Genomic DNA, 16,753 nt, shown 5'->3' with positions numbered 1-16,753 from the left:
TCTCCATATCCGCTCCATAAACCTGCATACTCGGGCATGATTCGACAAAATTTTTGGAATTTCTTGATGCTTTGAAGCGATCAACGGAGCTGACTGGACCATAGAACGTAGGACGATCGATCGCGTTCAGCCCCGAGCTCTTTAATGCGCTTGCCCTCGGGAGCATCCATAATCGGCAGGCCGTTCCATGCGTCGATGACGATTTTGCGCAAGCCTTGCCGTACGGCAATTTGCTGCAGCAGCGACTTCAAGCTTTGATCGCTCAGATGGCTAGGGCCGTTTAGGCTTGTGGCGGCTTCGGTTTGGCCCGCCTCGGGAGGCGTTGCAATTCGCTTGGCACCGTTCTCGAGCCAGAGCAGCCAGTGCGTCCGGCTCCGAAGCAGCCAATTGCCGGGCTTGCGGGCGTAGCCCGCCGTCTTGCCGGCGGCCGGCCAAGGCAGCAGCCAGCCTAGCGCGTTAGCCGGGTCGACGGCGGACAGCAGGATGGCGTCGCCGGCGCCCGGATGAGCATTCGCCGGCTGAGCGGAAGAGACGGAGGGCTCCGCCAGCTCGGTCAACAGGCTCGGAGAGGCAAATTGGATCGACTCGATTTCCTTCAGAAACAATCCCCGCGAAACGTGGCCGAGCAGCTCGAGCTGCTTGAGAACGGCGGCGACCGTATCCCAGGAAAACGGGCAGATCGCGGCGACAAGCGGCTTGGAGACGATCCCGTAGCTGTCCAGCAGGTGGCGCGTCCAGCGGAGCGCGCTCGCTTCGCGCTGCACATCGCCCAAGGCCGCTGCCGGGAAGCTGTCGGCCACGGCATACCAGCGCCCGAGTCCGGAGCGGAACTTGTCCGCTTTGCGGGACCCGCCGGCTGCATATTCGCGCAGCGGCGCGAATTGGTCGTTGGCGGCATGCCCTTCCCACACGAGCTGCATGAGCTGCGAGTGCAGGGTGGACGGCTGCAGGCCGCTTTCCAGACTGAGCTTGGACAAGAAGCTCGCACCCCGCTCCCTCAGCAATTGCAGCAGCTCCGGATAGGCGGTATCCGGCCGGTTCATGCCGACGATGGGCGCGAAGAGATCTTTGTCTTCGGTGAGGAAAAATGCGGCCTGGCCTTCTTTGTCGCCGTCCATTTTGCGTCCGATCCATACCACTTCACCGGCTGCGCACAGCAAATCCAGATGCTCCTTCCGGTAATTCGGAAGCCGTGCGGGAAGCAGCAGCGATTCCCATTGACCGACAGGCGCAAACCAGCCCTGCAGCGGCCGGAGCGCTTCCTTCAAAGCGGCTGCGGGATCTTCTGCTGTTGTCGTCTGCTCCGGCGCGGCAATTCGCTGCAGCTCCAGAAGCTTGGACGCGTAACGCTCTGCCGACAAGCCTTCCCGCGAGGCGCGGAACGTACGGATGGACAGACGGATGAGCCGGGAAGCCGCTTTGCTGGACATCCAGATGCGCTCCTCTTCGCCGTGGGCGAACGGTGCGGCTTGAATGATGTCGTGCGTACTTGCCGCTTCCAGCCAGGCCTCCGCACCATCCGCCGTTATCGGGTAGCGCTGCAGAATGTCGTTCAAGGTAAACGAAAACCGGCTGTCGGCGTAACGCTTCAGAATGAACATGGCGGCGGCGGGGTCCGTCTGCAGCGAGGCGTAGAGCACCGTTTCCTCACCGCTGCAGTAAGCGGTGCCCGTCGCCTCCGTTAGGCGGATCGACGCCACGGACCGGCTCGCCTCGAGCCGGTCCAGCCAAGCATCGAGCTGCCCGATGCCGAGCGCCAGCAGCTCCTCGCGGGTATGCTCGCCCCGCTCCTTGAGCACGCGAAGCAGATCCTGCGGCTCCTGCAGCGCAAGCTCCGGTTCGTTCAGGCGAGCCCGTTCCGCTTCCATCGCTTCGTTATCGATGCGCGGGCCGGCGGCCGGGCCGAACATATCCTCCGCCAGCTTGCGCGAAATACCCATCAGTTCAAGCTGCACGTCGGCCGGAACGGCATCCGACTCGTACATGTTCGCGCTGACGTAATCGAATTCATACTGCGCGGTCATCGGGGACGGAAATGCGGCTTCGCACACCGCCCAGCGGATCGAACCGTCCGCCAGTCCGCCGAGCACCTCCTGCAGTCCGGGCAGATCAAGCTTCTGCTCGATGGTGACGCGCAGCGCTTCGGCGAACAGCGGGAACCGGTCCTTGAACGGAAGCGCTTCTTTCAGCAGCTCCTCGGTTCTCAGCCGCAGCACGAAGGCGGGCACGCGCGTAAAGCTGCGGCTGAGCAGCAAAGACGTCTGTGCCAGCTCGCGGAACGAGGCCGCGAAGTACGGTGAGCCGGCGGCTGCGTCCAGAACATGCCCGTATGCGGCTTCAGGCGTGAGGGCGGCAATCGCATCGCGGGCGGTCCGGGTTCGCTCTCCATAGGCGAAGACGAGCTCGATGCCGTTGTCTTTGGCTGTCGCATGAATCGGCTTTATGCCGATGTCCTGCAGCGTGCGTCCGATGGCGAGCAGCCACGTCCGGTTTACGGTTCGGCCGAACAAGCTGTGAAGCACCATGTGGACGCGGTTTTGCTCGTCGGTGTACTGCTCGAGCACGACGGTGCGGTCGGTCGGCAGCGGCGTATGCGCGCGCTGCGAACGGGCAAGCTGGACGAGCTGCTCGGCCGCTTCCGGTTCCAGGAAGCAGGTCTCGCTCAGCCAGCGGGCTGCAGCTAAGTCGGCTGCGGTACGTGCGGCGGCTTCGGGCAGGGGTGCACCGGGCTGGAGCGGCCGAGCGGGAGCAGCGGTGTCCGCTTCGGATATCGGCCGGACCGGCGGCGCATCGGATGCATAGGACGCGCCGGGTGCATCAATTGTATCGGGTGTATCGGGTGCATCCGCCATATCCGCTGCATTCGCCGCATTCGCTGCATCCGCCGCATTCGCCGTCCCCGCCGTTTCCGGGGCATCGTGCAGCCTTTCGTCCAGCTCGCGCCACAGCCGGCCGACGTCGCGGCTCAGCTCGAGCGATCTGGAGGCGCCCTCTCCCCGCCAGAACGGAATTTCGCTGAAACGGTTCGCCGTTTCCGTCACGTACACCCGATCGGCCTGGATGCGCTGAATGCGCCATGACGATGCGCCGAGCTGGAATACGTCGCCGACCTGCGACTCGTGAATATATTCTTCGTCGAGCTCGCCGAGATGCAGGCCGCTCTCGTGATGGTGCACCGGATAGGCGGTGCTCTGCGGTATCGTGCCGGCGCCGAGAATGGCGGCCATCGACGTGGCCGCCAGCCGCCCGAGGCGGCCGGTGGCACGGTCCCATTCGATGAGCGGACGCACGAATGGGTAGTATCCGGCGAGCGTATCGAGCATCGCCGTGAGCCGTTCGCGCGGCAGGCCGCGGTAGCTGTCGCTGCGCGACAGCAGCCGCTCGAGCCGCTCGAGCGTCCAGTCGTCGCCTGCGGCCAGCATGGCGACGACCTGCTGCGCGAGCACATCGAGTCCCTCCCGCGGCACGCGGAGGGCTTCGATGTCTCGCGCAGCGACGCGCCGGGCGAGCGCAGCCAGCTCGGCGAGCTTGCCGCGGCTGCGCGCGAGCAGCGCAGCGCGGCTGACCGCGCCGGCGGCGTGGCCGGCGCGGCCGATGCGCTGCAGCGCAGCCGCAGCGCTCGGCGGGGCGTCGATCTGGATCACCAGATCGACATGGCCGACGTCGATGCCGAGCTCCAGCGACGACGTCGCGACGAGGCAGCGGAGGCGGCCCTCCTTAAGCAGCGTCTCGACCTCGAGCCGCTGCTCGCGGGCCACGCTGCCGTGGTGGGCGCGCGCCAGCTCGTACCCGGCCTGCTCGTTCAGGCGCAGCGTCAGCCGCTCACTCAGCGTGCGGCTCTTTACGAACACGAGCGTCGTCCGCGCCGCTTCCGACTCCATGAGCGCGAGCACGCGCTTTACCAGCGGCGTCCATACCGCATCGTCGGCGGAGGCCGCCGGTCCGGCGAGCGGCGCCGGCAGGCCGACGCGCAGCTCGTACCGCTTGTCGCCGCGATGCTCCACGATGCGCACGGCACGCGGCTCGCCGGCTTCGCTCCAGCCGCCGAGGAAGCGCGCCACCCGCTCGATCGGCTTCTGCGTCGCCGATACGCCGATGCGCTGCGGCTCGCAGCCGCACCATTCGCCAAGCCGCTCGAGCGTCAGCGACAAATGCATGCCGCGTTTGTCGCCGGCAAGATCGTGGATTTCATCCACGATCACATGACGAACCGTGCGCAGCATGTCCCGCGCCCGCGGCGACGTCAGCAGCAGGTACAGCGATTCCGGCGTCGTGACAAGCACGTCCGGAGGCTTCCGCAGCATGGAGGCGCGCGTATTTTGCGGCGTATCGCCGGTGCGCACCCCGACGGTGACGCCCGGCCAAGCCGCCGCTTCATGCTCCGGCCGCTGCCCGGAGGCTGCCGCTGCTGCTTCCGTCTGCACGGCCGCTTTCTCCTCGAGCTCCTTCGCAAAATGAACAACATGCAGGCCAATATCGTTATTCAGCGCCTTCAGCGGCGTCACGTAGACGACTCTTACGCCAGCACCCCGGGGTGCGGCTCCTTCAGTTCCGGGCTCAGCTTCCCTTTGTTTGTTCTTCACGATCGCATCCAAGCAAGGGAGCAGCGCCGCCAGCGTCTTGCCGCTGCCTGTCGGCGAAGCGATGAGCGTGTGCTTGCCTGCGCGAATATGTTCCCATGCCTGATCTTGAACGCCTGTCGGATTCCCGAACTTGGCGCGGAACCACGCCTCAATAACCGGATGAAATCCGTACTTGTCCATCGTCGCACCGTCCTTACGGGAGCCTTCCGCAGCGAGCGCCGCACCTCCCTGTAGATACTTTCCATTTTACTACAGCCGGCGGCGGACCCCAACAATAAGCATTCCGGTCTCGTTTCTTTGGCAAGAAAGGGAGTATAACATTTTGGGTTAAGAGGAAAATATATACTAAACTGGTGCAGGTGATCGGTATGTGGATGCTGCTGCTTTCCGTTATCGTTTTTAATGTCGTATTCTTATTCATGCCGAAGAAACTGACGCCGATTGAAATATTTTCAACTTGTATGTTTGCAATGGTTTTGCAGCAGCTTGTCGATCTGGCTTTGGACTTAAAGCTCGACTGGTATGGTTATTTCTTCCCGGGCGTACAGTGGTCGTACTTCATTCCCATCCTGGGCATCTATCCTGCAGTAAACGCGATATTTCTAAATTACTATCAGTACATGGCAAGTAAAGCACGGAAGTTTTGGTACATCGTCGCCTGCTGGATATTCGCAGTGGGGTATGAGTGGTTAGCAGTTAAAGCCGGATATTTTTATCACCATCAATGGAGGCTTTGGCACTCGGCGATCGTCTATCCCTTCTTATACATGATCTTGATTGCTGTATTGAATTGGGTTCGAAGGATAATTCGTAAATCAATTTAAACATACCATTGGGAGACAGATGCATGGTTATCATCATTTTCACGCTCAGCTTTTTAATGGTATTCGTCATTACCAAGTCGTACAAATACGTTGACCAATACTACCAGACCGTCCTATACGTCTCTTTGGTATCCATAATTTACCCGTTAATTTGCCGGGGACACATGGTGTGGCATTTTCCCGATATCGGTTATTTCACGGACAAAGCCAATTTTCTGTTCCAAGCTATCGTCCTATTTCCTTCCACCACCGTCTTTTTTCTTCGCTTTCTTCCGCGCAAAGTCTGGAGTCGAGTTGTTTATTTCCTCGGATTTGTCGGCCTGTATTCAGCAATGGAAGCGTTTATGGTAATGCGGGGAGAAATCATCTATAAGCATGGATGGAATTTTGGATGGTCCATGTTTGTTGATTTGTGCTTGTTCGGTTTGATGTGGATTCACGCGAGGAGCTGGAGGCTGGCGCTGTTTATTTCATTGTGTATTTTAACTTTTCTCGTTCTGTGGTTTCGCGTGCCAATGGGTGGGTAAACGTTTTATGCGGCTGATGTTCCGGCGGCCAACGCCAACTATGAGACATTGGAAGTAAAAGATTTCCTGAAATGCGCAACTTTTCACTGGCATCCTACATCTTACTATTTGGCAGGAAAATGAAGTGACGTATATCCTAGAAACGAGGTGTCGCCGATGCGCAGAAAACGTTTCGGGGCTATAGCCGTGATCATGACGGCGGTTGTCGGATTCATCCTGCTCCTGCTTGTCCTGGACCCGCTTCGGGTCATCGGATGGGGCTTGATTCCTCTGCACAACATGCATGCGGAGCAATTTCTGCAAGCTGTCGTTCGGCACGATTTCAAGCAGGCGTCCGCGTCGCTTGCATGGCAGGAATCGAAGAAGTCCGATTGGATTGGGAGTATGGAGGAGTTGAGGGAGCAGGGCTTTTATCCGGTCCGCGTCGAGAGGCTGGTCGTGCCGTACGATCGGGAGCATATGGACGGGAGGGCCAACATTACGTTTCGCGTAAACGACAAGGAAGAAACGTACAATACGATCCTTACGCTTTCCGCGGGCGGCGTCAATCAAGCTTGTATTTTCTCACCCGATACCGGGTTTACGAAAGCGTGGAACAGGATCAATTGTCATGATTAGTTCGCCAAAGCTCCCAACCTCTCTGAATCGGGCCATTCCCCCGATCCCGCAATCTTACCGAATCCCGCAATCCCCCCGAATCCCGGTAAACCACAGCCTCCCGCCATTACCGCTCAGCCGCCGATTCCCTTTCATGAAAGGGCACAAGCTCAAACGTCGATCACTACCATCTGATGGCATTCCAGCTTCGGCACACGGTACGAAATCCGACCCTCGTCACCGCGCACATAAGGCAGCTCCGCCATCTGCGGCGCGAGATACACCCTGCGAACGTCGGCCCCTTCAGGCAGTTTCAACGTCACTTCGATGTCGAGCAGCGGAACGATGTCTTCGATCACCTCGACGGAGCCGCGTTTGACCGGCGAGGCGTACAGCAGGTGATGCACATACCGCCGCTTGCCGCCGTCCAGCCAACCCGACTCCGCCATGACGCCTTCCGAAGCAGCCGCCGACCGGAGCTGCTCCTGCACCGTCGTTACGCCCTGTGCCGGCAGCGAGGTGCGCAGCGTCCGCCTCTCTCCGAGCAGACGGTCCAAAGCATGCAGCACCGTCAGCTTCTGCGCCAAGCTGCCCTTCTCCGCATAATCGGCAAAAATGCTCCAAGCGATATAGATCCCAAGCGCGCTTTCGACCATGCCCGGTCCGCCGTATCGGCCGGAGTTCGGCGTATGCTGGTGCGAGCAGAACGTAAACACGTCCCGGTTAAAATACGGATCCTCCCGGGCTCCTAGTTCCGTTCCGCCTTTCAAAGCGATGCGCTGCCCTTGTCCGTAGAAGACGAACGCCGAATCCCCCAAGCTCTCCAAACCAAACCCCGGACGGAAATAGTCCGGCCGGAATTCGTTCTCCCCGAGCCATTCCGCCCCGAAATCCGCCGCAAACGCGTCGCCGGCTTCGGCAAGGCCCGACCGTCCCGTCGCCAGCACCTTGCCGCCCTGCGCCCAGAACGATTTCAGCTTATCCAGCAGCTCGCCGCCAAGCGTCACTTCATCCGGCAGCACCAGCACCTTGTACCGCCCGAAATCCGCTTCCGTGTCGATGACATCGAACAGCATATGGCCTTCGAGCAGCATGCGCACCGCTCCGGCGTCGGACGCTCCGGTCCTGTCGGCACCATTTTCCGCGGTATGAGATTTCAGCGACTCCACCGACAGCAGCGCCACGTCAGCGACATTCCGCACGCCGGCGCACCATGCTTCCTTCGCAGCCACCTCCCGGTACGCCGCTCCAATCAGCTCATAGGTCGCCGTGTCCATCGCGCCTTCCGGGTGCAGCTGGTCGCCGATCGAGCAGCGGGCGCCGTTTGCGATGCTCAGCGCCGTCTCGTAGCGCAGCGCATTCGGGTGCTTGTAGCCGCCGAACTCGCCCCACGACGTATGAAACTTGCCGGTCATCCCGAGGAACGGCATACCGAGCGTCTGGGCATAGCGGGCTGATAGCGGAAAATGATCATACCCCCAGCCCCCCGTCGGCAGCGATTCCAGCTCCAGATGCGTGTTCGCCGCCGCCAGGTCGCGCCTGCCGCGCCGAATATGCCCGCCGTTATGGAAAATCGGCAGCCCCGGCTTCATGCCGTGCACGAGCTCGCGCACCCGCTTCGTGTAGTTTGCATAAGTCTCCTCGCCGAGCGCCAGCACGCCGGTCTCGTCACGCGGATCTTGGCCCCGGCGGCGCAGCTCCCGAGTACAGTTCTGGCAGTAGCAGGCGCGCACCCCGACAATGTCGAGGAAAATGCCGTCCGCATCGTACCGGGCCACAACCTCTTCGATCTGCTTCAGTAGAACGTCAAGGTAAGGCGAGCGGAAGCAAAATTCGTGGTACCCTGGCTCCAGAAAGGTGCGTGCCCACGTCGTGCTTTCGTCCTTACGCCGGATGAGCCATTCAGGATGCCGGCGCGCCAGCTTCTCGTCAAGGCCTGCCGACATATAAACCGGCGTCCTGACGCCGATCTCATGCGCCGCGTCGATCATCGCTCCAAGCAAATCGAAAGAAAGTCCGGGATGCATGTCGTTCGCGTCGCTCGGGTGATATGCCCAGCCGTGATGGCACTTCGCAAATACGGTGATCGAATCGACTGCACCGGCCCGCAGCGCCGCTTGAAACGGCTCCTTGTCGAATTTGGAGCCGATCGCCGGAATCGCTTCCGACGTATGAAAATCGAGGTGAACTTGTCGAAACCGCATAGCAAACTTTCCTCCCCGCCGTTATCCGCATGCTTTCACTTTACGATGAACGGCGCCTGCCGCTGTAGAGAGAGAATCGACCGCTTATAGCACAAAATCGACTTCTTGCATTATACTGTAACCGTTACCATTTCAGCCGTACTCTTGTGCGGAAGGAGGAACACAGATGGACGGCCTGCATTTTACGATCCCGCCGATGCCTCAGCTGCTGACGGTCGGACATTCGGTGTGGAGACCGGGCGACCAGCACGTACACCGCATTTTTCCGGTATTCGATATGCTGCTCGTCGTACGGGGAATGCTATATATGACGGAAGACGGGCATGCGTTTGAGCTCGGTCCGGGCCATTTTCTCACGCTGGAGCCGAATCGTCCTCACTACGGACATAAGCCGTGCGAAGAGGAAACCGACATCTATTGGCTCCACTTTACGCATTCGAGCGGAGTCCGTCTTGTACGAAGCGAGCAGGTGTCGTGGGGAGCTTTGCAGCGGTCCGGGACCGATTTCGATACGACACCGGCCGAAAGGTCCTTGATCATCCCCAAATATACGGTGCTCGATCCTTCGCCGCTGCTGCCGGTACTCAGGGAGATGGTGGAGCTTCACCGTTCGCTTCGGCTGCAGGATGAGGCGATGCTGCACGCTCTGTCGGCCCGCTTCCTGGCGCAGCTCCAGACGGCGGCGGCGGGCACCGCCAAGCTGTCGGGCTCGCGTTTGCTCAGCGAGCGGGCCGCCGCCTATTTGCGCAGCCGGCAGTTCGAGCCTTACCGGGCCAAGGAGCTCGAGGAGGCGCTGCATTTTGACATCGACTATATAACGCGCTGCCTGAAGAAGCATACCGGATTAACGCCGCTTCAATACGACCTGCATGTGAAGCTGGAGGAGGCGAAGCGGCTGCTCAGCCAGACGGACGAGCCTGTAGCGGTCATCGCCGGGCGCGTCGGCATACCGGACGACAACTACTTCGTGCGGCTGTTCCGTGCCAAGCTGGGACTGACCCCCGGGGCGTACCGTAAACGTCAGCGCGGCTTCATTTGATTATGCTATAATGAACCCTGTCTGTATAACGGAAAGGATGAAGAACGATGTTCACAATTACCGGCCACCGGGCCGAGTATATTCGCGATCCATACGGCATCGTGCCGGGTGAACGCTATGAGTTTCATCTCGATCTTGAGGTGGAAGAGGACGACGAATTGTTTTCCGAGCAGGGTGTGTACATTCGGGTCATTTACGGCGTCCAGGACGGCAAGGGCGGCATTGTGAAATACGAGCTGTATGAGAAGGGCCAGCCGGACAAATATTTGGACTTCGAGCTTGAGGACGAGGAGCTGGCTGAGACGGCGGCATATTGCGAGAGCCATCTTCCGGGGAGCGGCGCTTAGCCGGATGTGCGGGGCCGGTGCCTGGGGAAGGCGTCTTGTGGTAACCGGGTACCGGGGACTGCCTGCGCGGGCAGGCGTTCCGCACATTTTTGATAGCGCATACATATGATTAATTACGCTATGGACATCTTACATCCCGTTATACCGGCGAGATTTTCCCCGGATCCGTGTAGCTTTATCGCGATTTCCCCCGCTTTGTGACCGCTGCTCCGGAATCTGCCCATTTTTCCTGGGTCATCGCACCCTTGATAATGCCCCTTCATACAATGAATTTGACTGTATCCCTATACCTTGTAACACAAAAACCCGGGCAAGGAGGGGTGACAAAATTGAAGGGCAGCGATCATAACAGCAAATTTTTGCTCACAAATCGAGAGCGCGAGGTCTTCGAGTTGCTGGTCCAGGACAAAACGACCAAAGACATCGCTCAACAGCTATTCATCAGCGAAAAGACCGTTCGCAATCACATCAGCAATGTTATGCAGAAGCTGAATGTCAAAGGTCGTTCACAAGCAGTTGTCGAGCTGATCAAGCTTGGGGAGCTGAAAATATAGTGAGCGTAGCTTTTCGGCCATATTCGCCCGAGCCTTCGCGCCTGCGTTCGCAGGAAGCGGGGGCTTTTGACTTTTCAGCTTAGATTGGGATTTAAGCAGGAGAATAGCTTACCGGCATCTTATCAAAATCCTGCGGGAGAGTAGTTCAAACCATATTACGAAGCGATGCAAATAAGGACCAACAGAAACTGCTGGTCCACTCATCGATAATTGTTAGTGGAACTCGACGTTAATTTTCCTTCTGTCCGGTTTTGTCTTCGGCATGCGGATCTCCAGGACACCGTTTCGGTACGTTGCCTTGACGCCTTCCGGGCTGACCGTTGCCGGCAAATCGATCGAACGGTGGAACCGGCCGACAAAGCGCTCCCGCCGATGCAGGTTCTCTTCCTTCACTTCACTCGCTCTGTTGATGCTTCCGCTGATCTGAAGCACATTGCTGTGGATATCGATATCCACGTCTTCTTTCTTCTCGAGGCCCGGAATGTCGCATGTCGCGACGACTTCCGTTTCGGTTTCATGAACATCGATGCTGAGATTCCCGAAGGGTTGGCCTAAACCTGTCTTGAACGCCGGGAAGTCCGCCGTGAAGAACCGGTCAAGCTCGCGTCTCATATTTTCCAGATGGCGAAACGGTTCATAAGGTACTAAGCTCATGGTTTCGATATCCTCCTGTTGGCAAAATCAACACCAAATTTATGTTGACTCAACAGCAGGATTTTATTCGGCGATTCCGTCAACCGTAACGTCCCTAGCCGCTCTTTCGCAATCCGCAGCACGAGGTTAATTCCATTTCCTGCTTCGCTACATGGGGCTCTTGCTTTACCGGATAAGGGCAGCCCCGCCCCGGCAAACGCAAAAAAGTAATACGAATCAAAGGAAAATAAAGTTCTCGGAGCTTTCCCGTTTTGGTAAACTAGAAGGGGCATCAACTCCACTCCACCCGAAGCAGGTGGAGTTTTGTTTATCACAGCAGGGGGGATACCCATGTTTCGGATACTCATCGTAGACGACGAACATATTGAACGGAAGGGCATGAAGCTGCTGATCGCGAAATACGGTCTGGAGCTGTCCGTCCTGGAGGCGGAGAACGGCGAGGAAGCATTGGAGACGCTCGACAAGCATGAGGTCGACATTATGCTGACGGACATCAAGATGCCCTTCATGGACGGGCTGGAGCTTTGCCGCAGAGCAAGGCAGCGGTTTCCCGAGCTGAAGATTATCATCTTCAGCGCCTTCGGCGAGTTTGAATACGCCCGCCAAGCGATCCAATACCATATTTTTTCGTATTTGCTGAAGCCGATCGACGTTCAAGATTTTTTGCGGGAGTTTACGAGCGTGCTGGAGCTGTGCCGGAAGGAGCGGGACGAGAAAGCGTACAGCCGCATGCTGCTCGACGGGTATCAGAAGGGGCTGGAGCACGAGAAGGAGACGATGCTGCTCCACCTGCTGAACGGGAGAGACTCGGCTTCCCCGGAGCAGCTAGCCCAAGCCGGCGTCGAGCTAAGGGACAAGCGCCTTCAGATGATTCTGATCGATCTGCCGTCGCCGGTATTCGCAGGGAATGACCAAGAGGTCATGGAAAGCGTAAGTCCGCTTATCCCGGCTCCTTTCGAAACGATCCATCTGAACGGGAATCAATGCCTGCTGCTTGTGATGTACGACCCGGAGCAGCCGGGCTGCGAGGAGCCGAGCGAGCTCGGCAATCGGCTGAAGGATTACATGACGGTAATGTACGGACAGCAGGTGACGCTCGTAATGGGGAAGCCGGTGCTGAGCTTGTCCGAGCTGGCCGGGGAATTCCGCAGTATGGAGAACACGGTGGAGGAGAAATTTTTTTTCCAGGAAAGCGTCGTGCTGTTTACGGACGAACGGCAGGCTAACCGCGATTTGTCGGATACGCTGCCGAAGCTGACCGAGACGATCGGCTGGCATCTCGAGGTCAAGGACCGCTTCGGCTTCCGCAGAGGGGTCGAGCTATTTTTCAAAACGGTGGAGGGCAGCGGCCAGCATTCGGCGATCTATATCAAATACGTATCCGCAGAGCTGGCCAAGAAAGTGCTGCAGACGTTAGGGAAGGAAGACGCTCTCGAGTTTAGGCGCTTTGTCGAAAACATTTTCGGAAGCAGGACACTCGCGGAGCTGAAGGAACACGTGTACGGTGTCATGGCGCTGCTCGATACGGCGGACGGGCACAGCTCGCCGGATACGAAGAAGGTGATCAAGGATATCATCAAGCTCATCGACGAGCACTATATGACCGACCTCAGCCTCGCCTGGCTGGCGGATAAGGTGTACTTGACCCAAACGTATTTGAGCCACTTGTTCAGTAAAGAAATGGGCCTGACGCTTATAAAATACATTACTCAGGTGCGTATGCAGAAGGCGGCCGAGCTGCTGCGCGGCACGAATATGACGATAGCCGATATTAGCGCGAAGGTCGGGTTTATGAACGATTCGTATTTCTGCAAAATTTTCAAGCATTATCACGGCATGCCGCCGGCCAAATTCAGAGAGGCGAGAAGCTGAGATGGCGCCGCTGCTTACCGCTTTCCGGAATTTGCGCTTTAAGCAGAAGCTGATCATCTCGTATATCGTCGTATCGATTATTCCGCTAGTGCTGCTAGGCGCGTTTTCTTACCATCAGGCGAGCCGGTTTCTGCTGCAGCAGGCCGAGCAAAATTTGGACGGCACCGTCGGACAAATCGCCGCTACGATCAATTACCGGACCGCCCAGCACGAGTCGATTATCCATTCGATCACGCAAAATATCGTCTTCAAGCAAATTTTCGTTACCGATAACGGCAATTTTCCTGCGCTTTACCGCGACTATGTCGACCCGTTCTTCAGCAACATTCTTGACTTCAATAAGGATCTGCTGCAAATTTCCGTATTCACGGATAACCGCAAGCTGCTGCGGGGGGAATATATTTTGCCGATGGAGCTGCTGGAGAGCTTGCCGTGGGCGCAAAACAGCCCGTACCCGCAAGCGACGCAGTGGCATCTGATCAACGGCAAATTGTTTGCAACGCGCCAGTTCGAGAACAGCGCAGCGGCTGCGCGGTCCGGAGAGCCGGCGTTATTGTTTCTGAGTATTGATGCGGACAGCATGTTTCAGCCGCTGGACGGCATTCAGGCGAGCGCATACGGAGCGAGGATCGTCGACGCGCAAGGTGTGACGCTCTTGTCGAGGTACGCAGGCGTCACTCCGGACGAGCCGGTGGACAGCGAGCGGTACGTCATCCTGACGAAGGCGATCCCCGAGACGGGCTGGAAGCTGGTCGTCTTTGCGCCGAAGCTGAGCCTCGCCGTAAACGCCCAGAGCATCGTCGGCGCTACGGTACTCATTGTGCTTGTCTGCATCGTCATCCTGTTCTTGATTATCGGCCTCTTCTCCAGCAGCTTCGTCAAGCGCATTATTAGTCTGAACCGGAAGATGATGATCGTCGAGACGGGCAACCTGAAAATCGACGTCAGCAGCACCTCGCGGGATGAAATCGGCCAGCTGACGAACCGGTTCGGCAACATGCTGGCGAACATCAACAGGCTGATTGAAGAGGTGTATCAGAGCAAGCTGACCCAGAAGGAGGCGGAGCTGCGGGCGCTGCAAACCCAAATCAACCCGCATTTTCTGTACAACACGCTGTCGATTATCAATTGGAAGGCGCTGGAGATCGATGCGATGGAAATCAGCCAGCTGACCAATACGGTGTCGCGGTTTTACCGGACGGTGCTGAACCGGGGGAAGAGCTATACTTCGGTGGCCAGCGAGCTGGAAAATGCGGCGGCGTACATGCAGATTCAGCTCATCATGCACAATCAGCAGTTCGACTTCGTCTGTGAGGTCGAGCCCGGGCTGCTGGAATACGACATGATCCATCTTGTCTTCCAGCCGATCCTGGAAAATGCGCTGGAGCACGGCATCGATCAGCTGCGGAAGGGAGAGAGGCGCGGCATTATCGTGCTGCGCGGCTACGAAGCCGGCGGCGATATGGAGTTTGCCATATCGGATAACGGGCCAGGCATGAAGGAAGAGCTGGCCCGCAAGGTGCTGAGCACGAGCTCCGATACGGGCTACGGCCTCAAGAACGTGCATGACCGCATTCAGCTCCGGTTCGGCATGCCGTACGGCATCCGCATCGCCGGAACCCCGGGTCAGGGCACGACGGTTTATTTGAAATTTCCGAAATTCCAAGCGCCCGATTCGGGTGCCGGCTGATGGCCAGAGCCTCCTTAGGAGGCTCTTTTTCGTTCAAAACTCCAGCGGTGGGACACTGCGCATCGGGATTTTGCAGCACACCCAGAGCTATTCCAATCCCGAGACGTCACGAATCGTGACCTTGTGTTCGAATTCCTTTAGATACTGTTTGCCCCAATCGTACATAAGGTCCAGAATCGGAATCAGGCTTTCGCCGCGGGGGGTCAGACTGTACTCCACTTTCGGGGGCACAACGGGGTACACCTTCCGGTTTACGATTCCGTCCTCTTCAAGCTCTCTTAATTGCGTCGTAAGCATTCGCTGCGTCACATCCGGTATAAGGGATCTTAACTGGCTGAAGCGCTTCGTACCTCCCTTCCCTAAGTGCCACATAATAATCATTTTCCATTTTCCGCCGATGATCGATAGCGTCAATTCCTTCTCGCAGTTAAACACCTTCTCTGTTTGTTTGGCCATTCCTTCGCCTCCACAGTCTGACAGTATACTTTTTGTCACTATATAATAAAATAGTGCCTACTTTCAATATTGATGCTGTCTATCTATAATTGGAACGGAACATGACGACCAATACAAGGAGGCAAATATCCTATGAAACTTCAGCTCGCGCTCGATTTGGTGAACATTCCCGAGGCAAAGGAAGTCGTGAAAGAAGTTCAAGAATTTATCGATATTGTCGAGATCGGCACGCCTGTCGTTATTAATGAGGGCCTCCGCGCCGTGAAGGAAATCAAAGAAGCGTTCCCGTCGCTCGAGGTACTGGCCGATCTAAAAATTATGGATGCAGGTGCTTATGAGGTCATGAAAGCTTCGGAAGCCGGCGCAGATATTATTACCGTCTTAGGGGCTACCGACGACTCCACGATTAAGGGGGCGGTCGAGGAAGCTCGCAAGCACGGCAAGAAGATCCTCGTTGATATGATAAACGTGAAAAATCTGGAGCAGCGCGCCCGTGAGGTCGACGCTCTGGGCGTGGACTACATTTGCGTACACACGGGGTACGACCTGCAGGCTGCCGGGGAAAATTCTTTCTCAGACCTTCGAGCCATCAAGAACGTCGTAAAGCGTGCAAAAACGGCGATCGCCGGAGGCATTAAGCTGGCTACGCTTCCCGAGGTTATTGAGGCGTCTCCGGACCTGGTCATCGTCGGCGGCGGTATTACGGGACATCCGGACAAGCGCGCAGCTGCCTCCGAGATGAAGCAGCTCATCGCTCAGCGGTAAGATGACGCCGATGAAGAAATATGTAGAGCAAATCGTGCGGGAGCTTGCGCATGCCGCAGCGATGATGTCAGGCGATCATGACGACCGCCTCGGCGAAGCGATCTCGCGTGCCGGACGTATCTTCGTCGCCGGCGCCGGGAGATCGGGCTTGATGATGAAAGCATTTGCTATGAGGCTGATGCACCTCGGCTATTCCGCGCATGTGGTCGGCGAGTCAGTGACACCGGGGATCGCTGAGGGGGACCTCTTGATCATCGGCTCCGGTTCCGGCGAAACCCGCAGCCTAATCGGCATGTTAGAGAAAGCGAAGACGTATCGCGCCACCATCGCGGTAGTCACGACGCAGCCTTCCTCCTCGATCAGCTTGCGCTCCGATATCGTCATCGTCCTGCCGGGCGCGACGAAAGACCACTCCTCCGGACTGGAGCTCACCGCTCAGCCCATGGGATCGCTGTTCGAACAGACGCTCCTCCTATACTTGGATGCAGCAATCCTCCATCTTATGGAGTTGCAAGGCCAAAATTCGGGTAAGATGTACGGCAGGCACGCTAACCTGGAATAAAGCTCAAAGCTCTTCTTGTTCGGCCTTGATCGGCCCCTGTGAAAGCGCCAACTACCATACATTCCGGTGCACCATCCGG

14 protein-coding genes are annotated in these 16,753 nt (G+C 57.8%); 10 read left to right on the top strand and 4 right to left on the bottom strand.

Going from position 1 to position 16,753, the window contains the following annotated elements:
- Positions 1–80: 80 nt before the first annotated feature.
- Positions 81–4,763, bottom strand: a complete 4,683-nt coding sequence (locus ACFFK0_RS09390) for a DEAD/DEAH box helicase (protein ID WP_377469880.1) — start codon at positions 4,761–4,763, stop codon at positions 81–83.
- Between the two features lie 188 nt (positions 4,764–4,951).
- On the opposite strand from ACFFK0_RS09390, the gene ACFFK0_RS09385 reads away from it, so the two are divergent.
- The 3 genes from ACFFK0_RS09385 (at position 4,952) to ACFFK0_RS09375 (ending at position 6,552) form a co-directional block, all read left to right on the top strand.
- Positions 4,952–5,407: a CBO0543 family protein gene (locus ACFFK0_RS09385; RefSeq protein WP_377469879.1), complete on the top strand. Its 456-nt coding sequence runs from the start codon at positions 4,952–4,954 to the stop codon at positions 5,405–5,407.
- 23 nt (positions 5,408–5,430) lie between these two features.
- Positions 5,431–5,934, top strand: coding sequence for a CBO0543 family protein (locus tag ACFFK0_RS09380; RefSeq protein WP_377469878.1), 504 nt, complete (start codon positions 5,431–5,433; stop codon positions 5,932–5,934).
- A gap of 156 nt (positions 5,935–6,090) precedes the next feature.
- Positions 6,091–6,552 carry a hypothetical protein gene (locus tag ACFFK0_RS09375; protein WP_377469877.1) on the top strand — a complete coding sequence of 154 codons (462 nt, stop codon included), beginning with the start codon at positions 6,091–6,093 and terminating at the stop codon, positions 6,550–6,552.
- A gap of 149 nt (positions 6,553–6,701) precedes the next feature.
- On the opposite strand, the gene ACFFK0_RS09370 is transcribed toward ACFFK0_RS09375, so the two are convergent.
- Positions 6,702–8,735: a beta-galactosidase trimerization domain-containing protein gene (locus ACFFK0_RS09370; protein WP_377469876.1), complete on the bottom strand. Its 2,034-nt coding sequence runs from the start codon at positions 8,733–8,735 to the stop codon at positions 6,702–6,704.
- A 166-nt stretch (positions 8,736–8,901) separates the two neighbouring features.
- Here ACFFK0_RS09370 and ACFFK0_RS09365 point away from each other — a divergent pair, with 166 nt between their 5' ends.
- The 3 genes from ACFFK0_RS09365 (at position 8,902) to ACFFK0_RS09355 (ending at position 10,675) form a co-directional block, all read left to right on the top strand.
- Positions 8,902–9,774, top strand: coding sequence for a helix-turn-helix domain-containing protein (locus tag ACFFK0_RS09365; protein WP_377469875.1), 873 nt, complete (start codon positions 8,902–8,904; stop codon positions 9,772–9,774).
- Between the two features lie 47 nt (positions 9,775–9,821).
- Positions 9,822–10,121: a DUF6509 family protein gene (locus ACFFK0_RS09360; protein WP_377469874.1), complete on the top strand. Its 300-nt coding sequence runs from the start codon at positions 9,822–9,824 to the stop codon at positions 10,119–10,121.
- A 329-nt stretch (positions 10,122–10,450) separates the two neighbouring features.
- Complete coding sequence (locus ACFFK0_RS09355) at positions 10,451–10,675, top strand: helix-turn-helix domain-containing protein (protein WP_041048220.1); 225 nt, start codon at positions 10,451–10,453, stop codon at positions 10,673–10,675.
- A 213-nt stretch (positions 10,676–10,888) separates the two neighbouring features.
- On the opposite strand, the gene ACFFK0_RS09350 is transcribed toward ACFFK0_RS09355, so the two are convergent.
- On the bottom strand, positions 10,889–11,329 hold the full coding sequence (locus tag ACFFK0_RS09350; RefSeq protein WP_377469873.1) for an Hsp20/alpha crystallin family protein: 441 nt from the start codon (positions 11,327–11,329) through the stop codon (positions 10,889–10,891).
- A gap of 330 nt (positions 11,330–11,659) precedes the next feature.
- Between ACFFK0_RS09350 and ACFFK0_RS09345 the strand changes: the two genes are divergently transcribed.
- Together ACFFK0_RS09345 and ACFFK0_RS09340 are read left to right on the top strand one after the other, a co-directional pair.
- Positions 11,660–13,201 (top strand): response regulator transcription factor, encoded by a 1,542-nt coding sequence (locus ACFFK0_RS09345; RefSeq protein ID WP_377469872.1) that lies wholly within the window; start codon positions 11,660–11,662, stop codon positions 13,199–13,201.
- A 1-nt stretch (position 13,202) separates the two neighbouring features.
- On the top strand, positions 13,203–14,891 hold the full coding sequence (locus tag ACFFK0_RS09340; RefSeq protein WP_377469870.1) for a sensor histidine kinase: 1,689 nt from the start codon (positions 13,203–13,205) through the stop codon (positions 14,889–14,891).
- 87 nt (positions 14,892–14,978) lie between these two features.
- Here the strand turns inward: ACFFK0_RS09340 and ACFFK0_RS09335 are convergent, their stop codons facing one another.
- Positions 14,979–15,347: a winged helix-turn-helix transcriptional regulator gene (locus tag ACFFK0_RS09335; protein ID WP_377469868.1), complete on the bottom strand. Its 369-nt coding sequence runs from the start codon at positions 15,345–15,347 to the stop codon at positions 14,979–14,981.
- Positions 15,348–15,479: 132 nt separating this feature from the next.
- Here ACFFK0_RS09335 and hxlA point away from each other — a divergent pair, with 132 nt between their 5' ends.
- Complete coding sequence (gene hxlA, locus ACFFK0_RS09330) at positions 15,480–16,112, top strand: 3-hexulose-6-phosphate synthase (protein ID WP_377469867.1); 633 nt, start codon at positions 15,480–15,482, stop codon at positions 16,110–16,112.
- A gap of 10 nt (positions 16,113–16,122) precedes the next feature.
- Positions 16,123–16,674, top strand: coding sequence for a 6-phospho-3-hexuloisomerase (gene hxlB / locus ACFFK0_RS09325; RefSeq protein WP_377469866.1), 552 nt, complete (start codon positions 16,123–16,125; stop codon positions 16,672–16,674).
- Positions 16,675–16,753 lie beyond the last annotated feature (79 nt).

The organism is Paenibacillus chartarius, from assembly GCF_042432825.1.
GTDB classification, from domain to species: Bacteria; Bacillota; Bacilli; order Paenibacillales; family NBRC-103111; genus Gordoniibacillus; species Gordoniibacillus chartarius.
This window is presented reverse-complemented; position numbering and strand designations above follow the sequence as displayed.

Bases quoted from the DNA above. Each gene is read 5' to 3' on its own strand.
- ACFFK0_RS09390 (WP_377469880.1), bottom strand. From the start codon at position 4,763: ATGGACAAGTACGGATTTCATCCGGTTATTGAGGCGTGGTTCCGCGCC.
- ACFFK0_RS09385 (WP_377469879.1), top strand. From the start codon at position 4,952: ATGTGGATGCTGCTGCTTTCCGTTATCGTTTTTAATGTCGTATTCTTA.
- ACFFK0_RS09380 (WP_377469878.1), top strand. From the start codon at position 5,431: ATGGTTATCATCATTTTCACGCTCAGCTTTTTAATGGTATTCGTCATT.
- ACFFK0_RS09375 (WP_377469877.1), top strand. From the start codon at position 6,091: ATGCGCAGAAAACGTTTCGGGGCTATAGCCGTGATCATGACGGCGGTT.
- ACFFK0_RS09370 (WP_377469876.1), bottom strand. From the start codon at position 8,735: ATGCGGTTTCGACAAGTTCACCTCGATTTTCATACGTCGGAAGCGATT.
- ACFFK0_RS09365 (WP_377469875.1), top strand. From the start codon at position 8,902: ATGGACGGCCTGCATTTTACGATCCCGCCGATGCCTCAGCTGCTGACG.
- ACFFK0_RS09360 (WP_377469874.1), top strand. From the start codon at position 9,822: ATGTTCACAATTACCGGCCACCGGGCCGAGTATATTCGCGATCCATAC.
- ACFFK0_RS09350 (WP_377469873.1), bottom strand. From the start codon at position 11,329: ATGAGCTTAGTACCTTATGAACCGTTTCGCCATCTGGAAAATATGAGA.
- ACFFK0_RS09345 (WP_377469872.1), top strand. From the start codon at position 11,660: ATGTTTCGGATACTCATCGTAGACGACGAACATATTGAACGGAAGGGC.
- ACFFK0_RS09340 (WP_377469870.1), top strand. From the start codon at position 13,203: ATGGCGCCGCTGCTTACCGCTTTCCGGAATTTGCGCTTTAAGCAGAAG.
- ACFFK0_RS09335 (WP_377469868.1), bottom strand. From the start codon at position 15,347: ATGGCCAAACAAACAGAGAAGGTGTTTAACTGCGAGAAGGAATTGACG.
- hxlA (WP_377469867.1), top strand. From the start codon at position 15,480: ATGAAACTTCAGCTCGCGCTCGATTTGGTGAACATTCCCGAGGCAAAG.
- hxlB (WP_377469866.1), top strand. From the start codon at position 16,123: ATGAAGAAATATGTAGAGCAAATCGTGCGGGAGCTTGCGCATGCCGCA.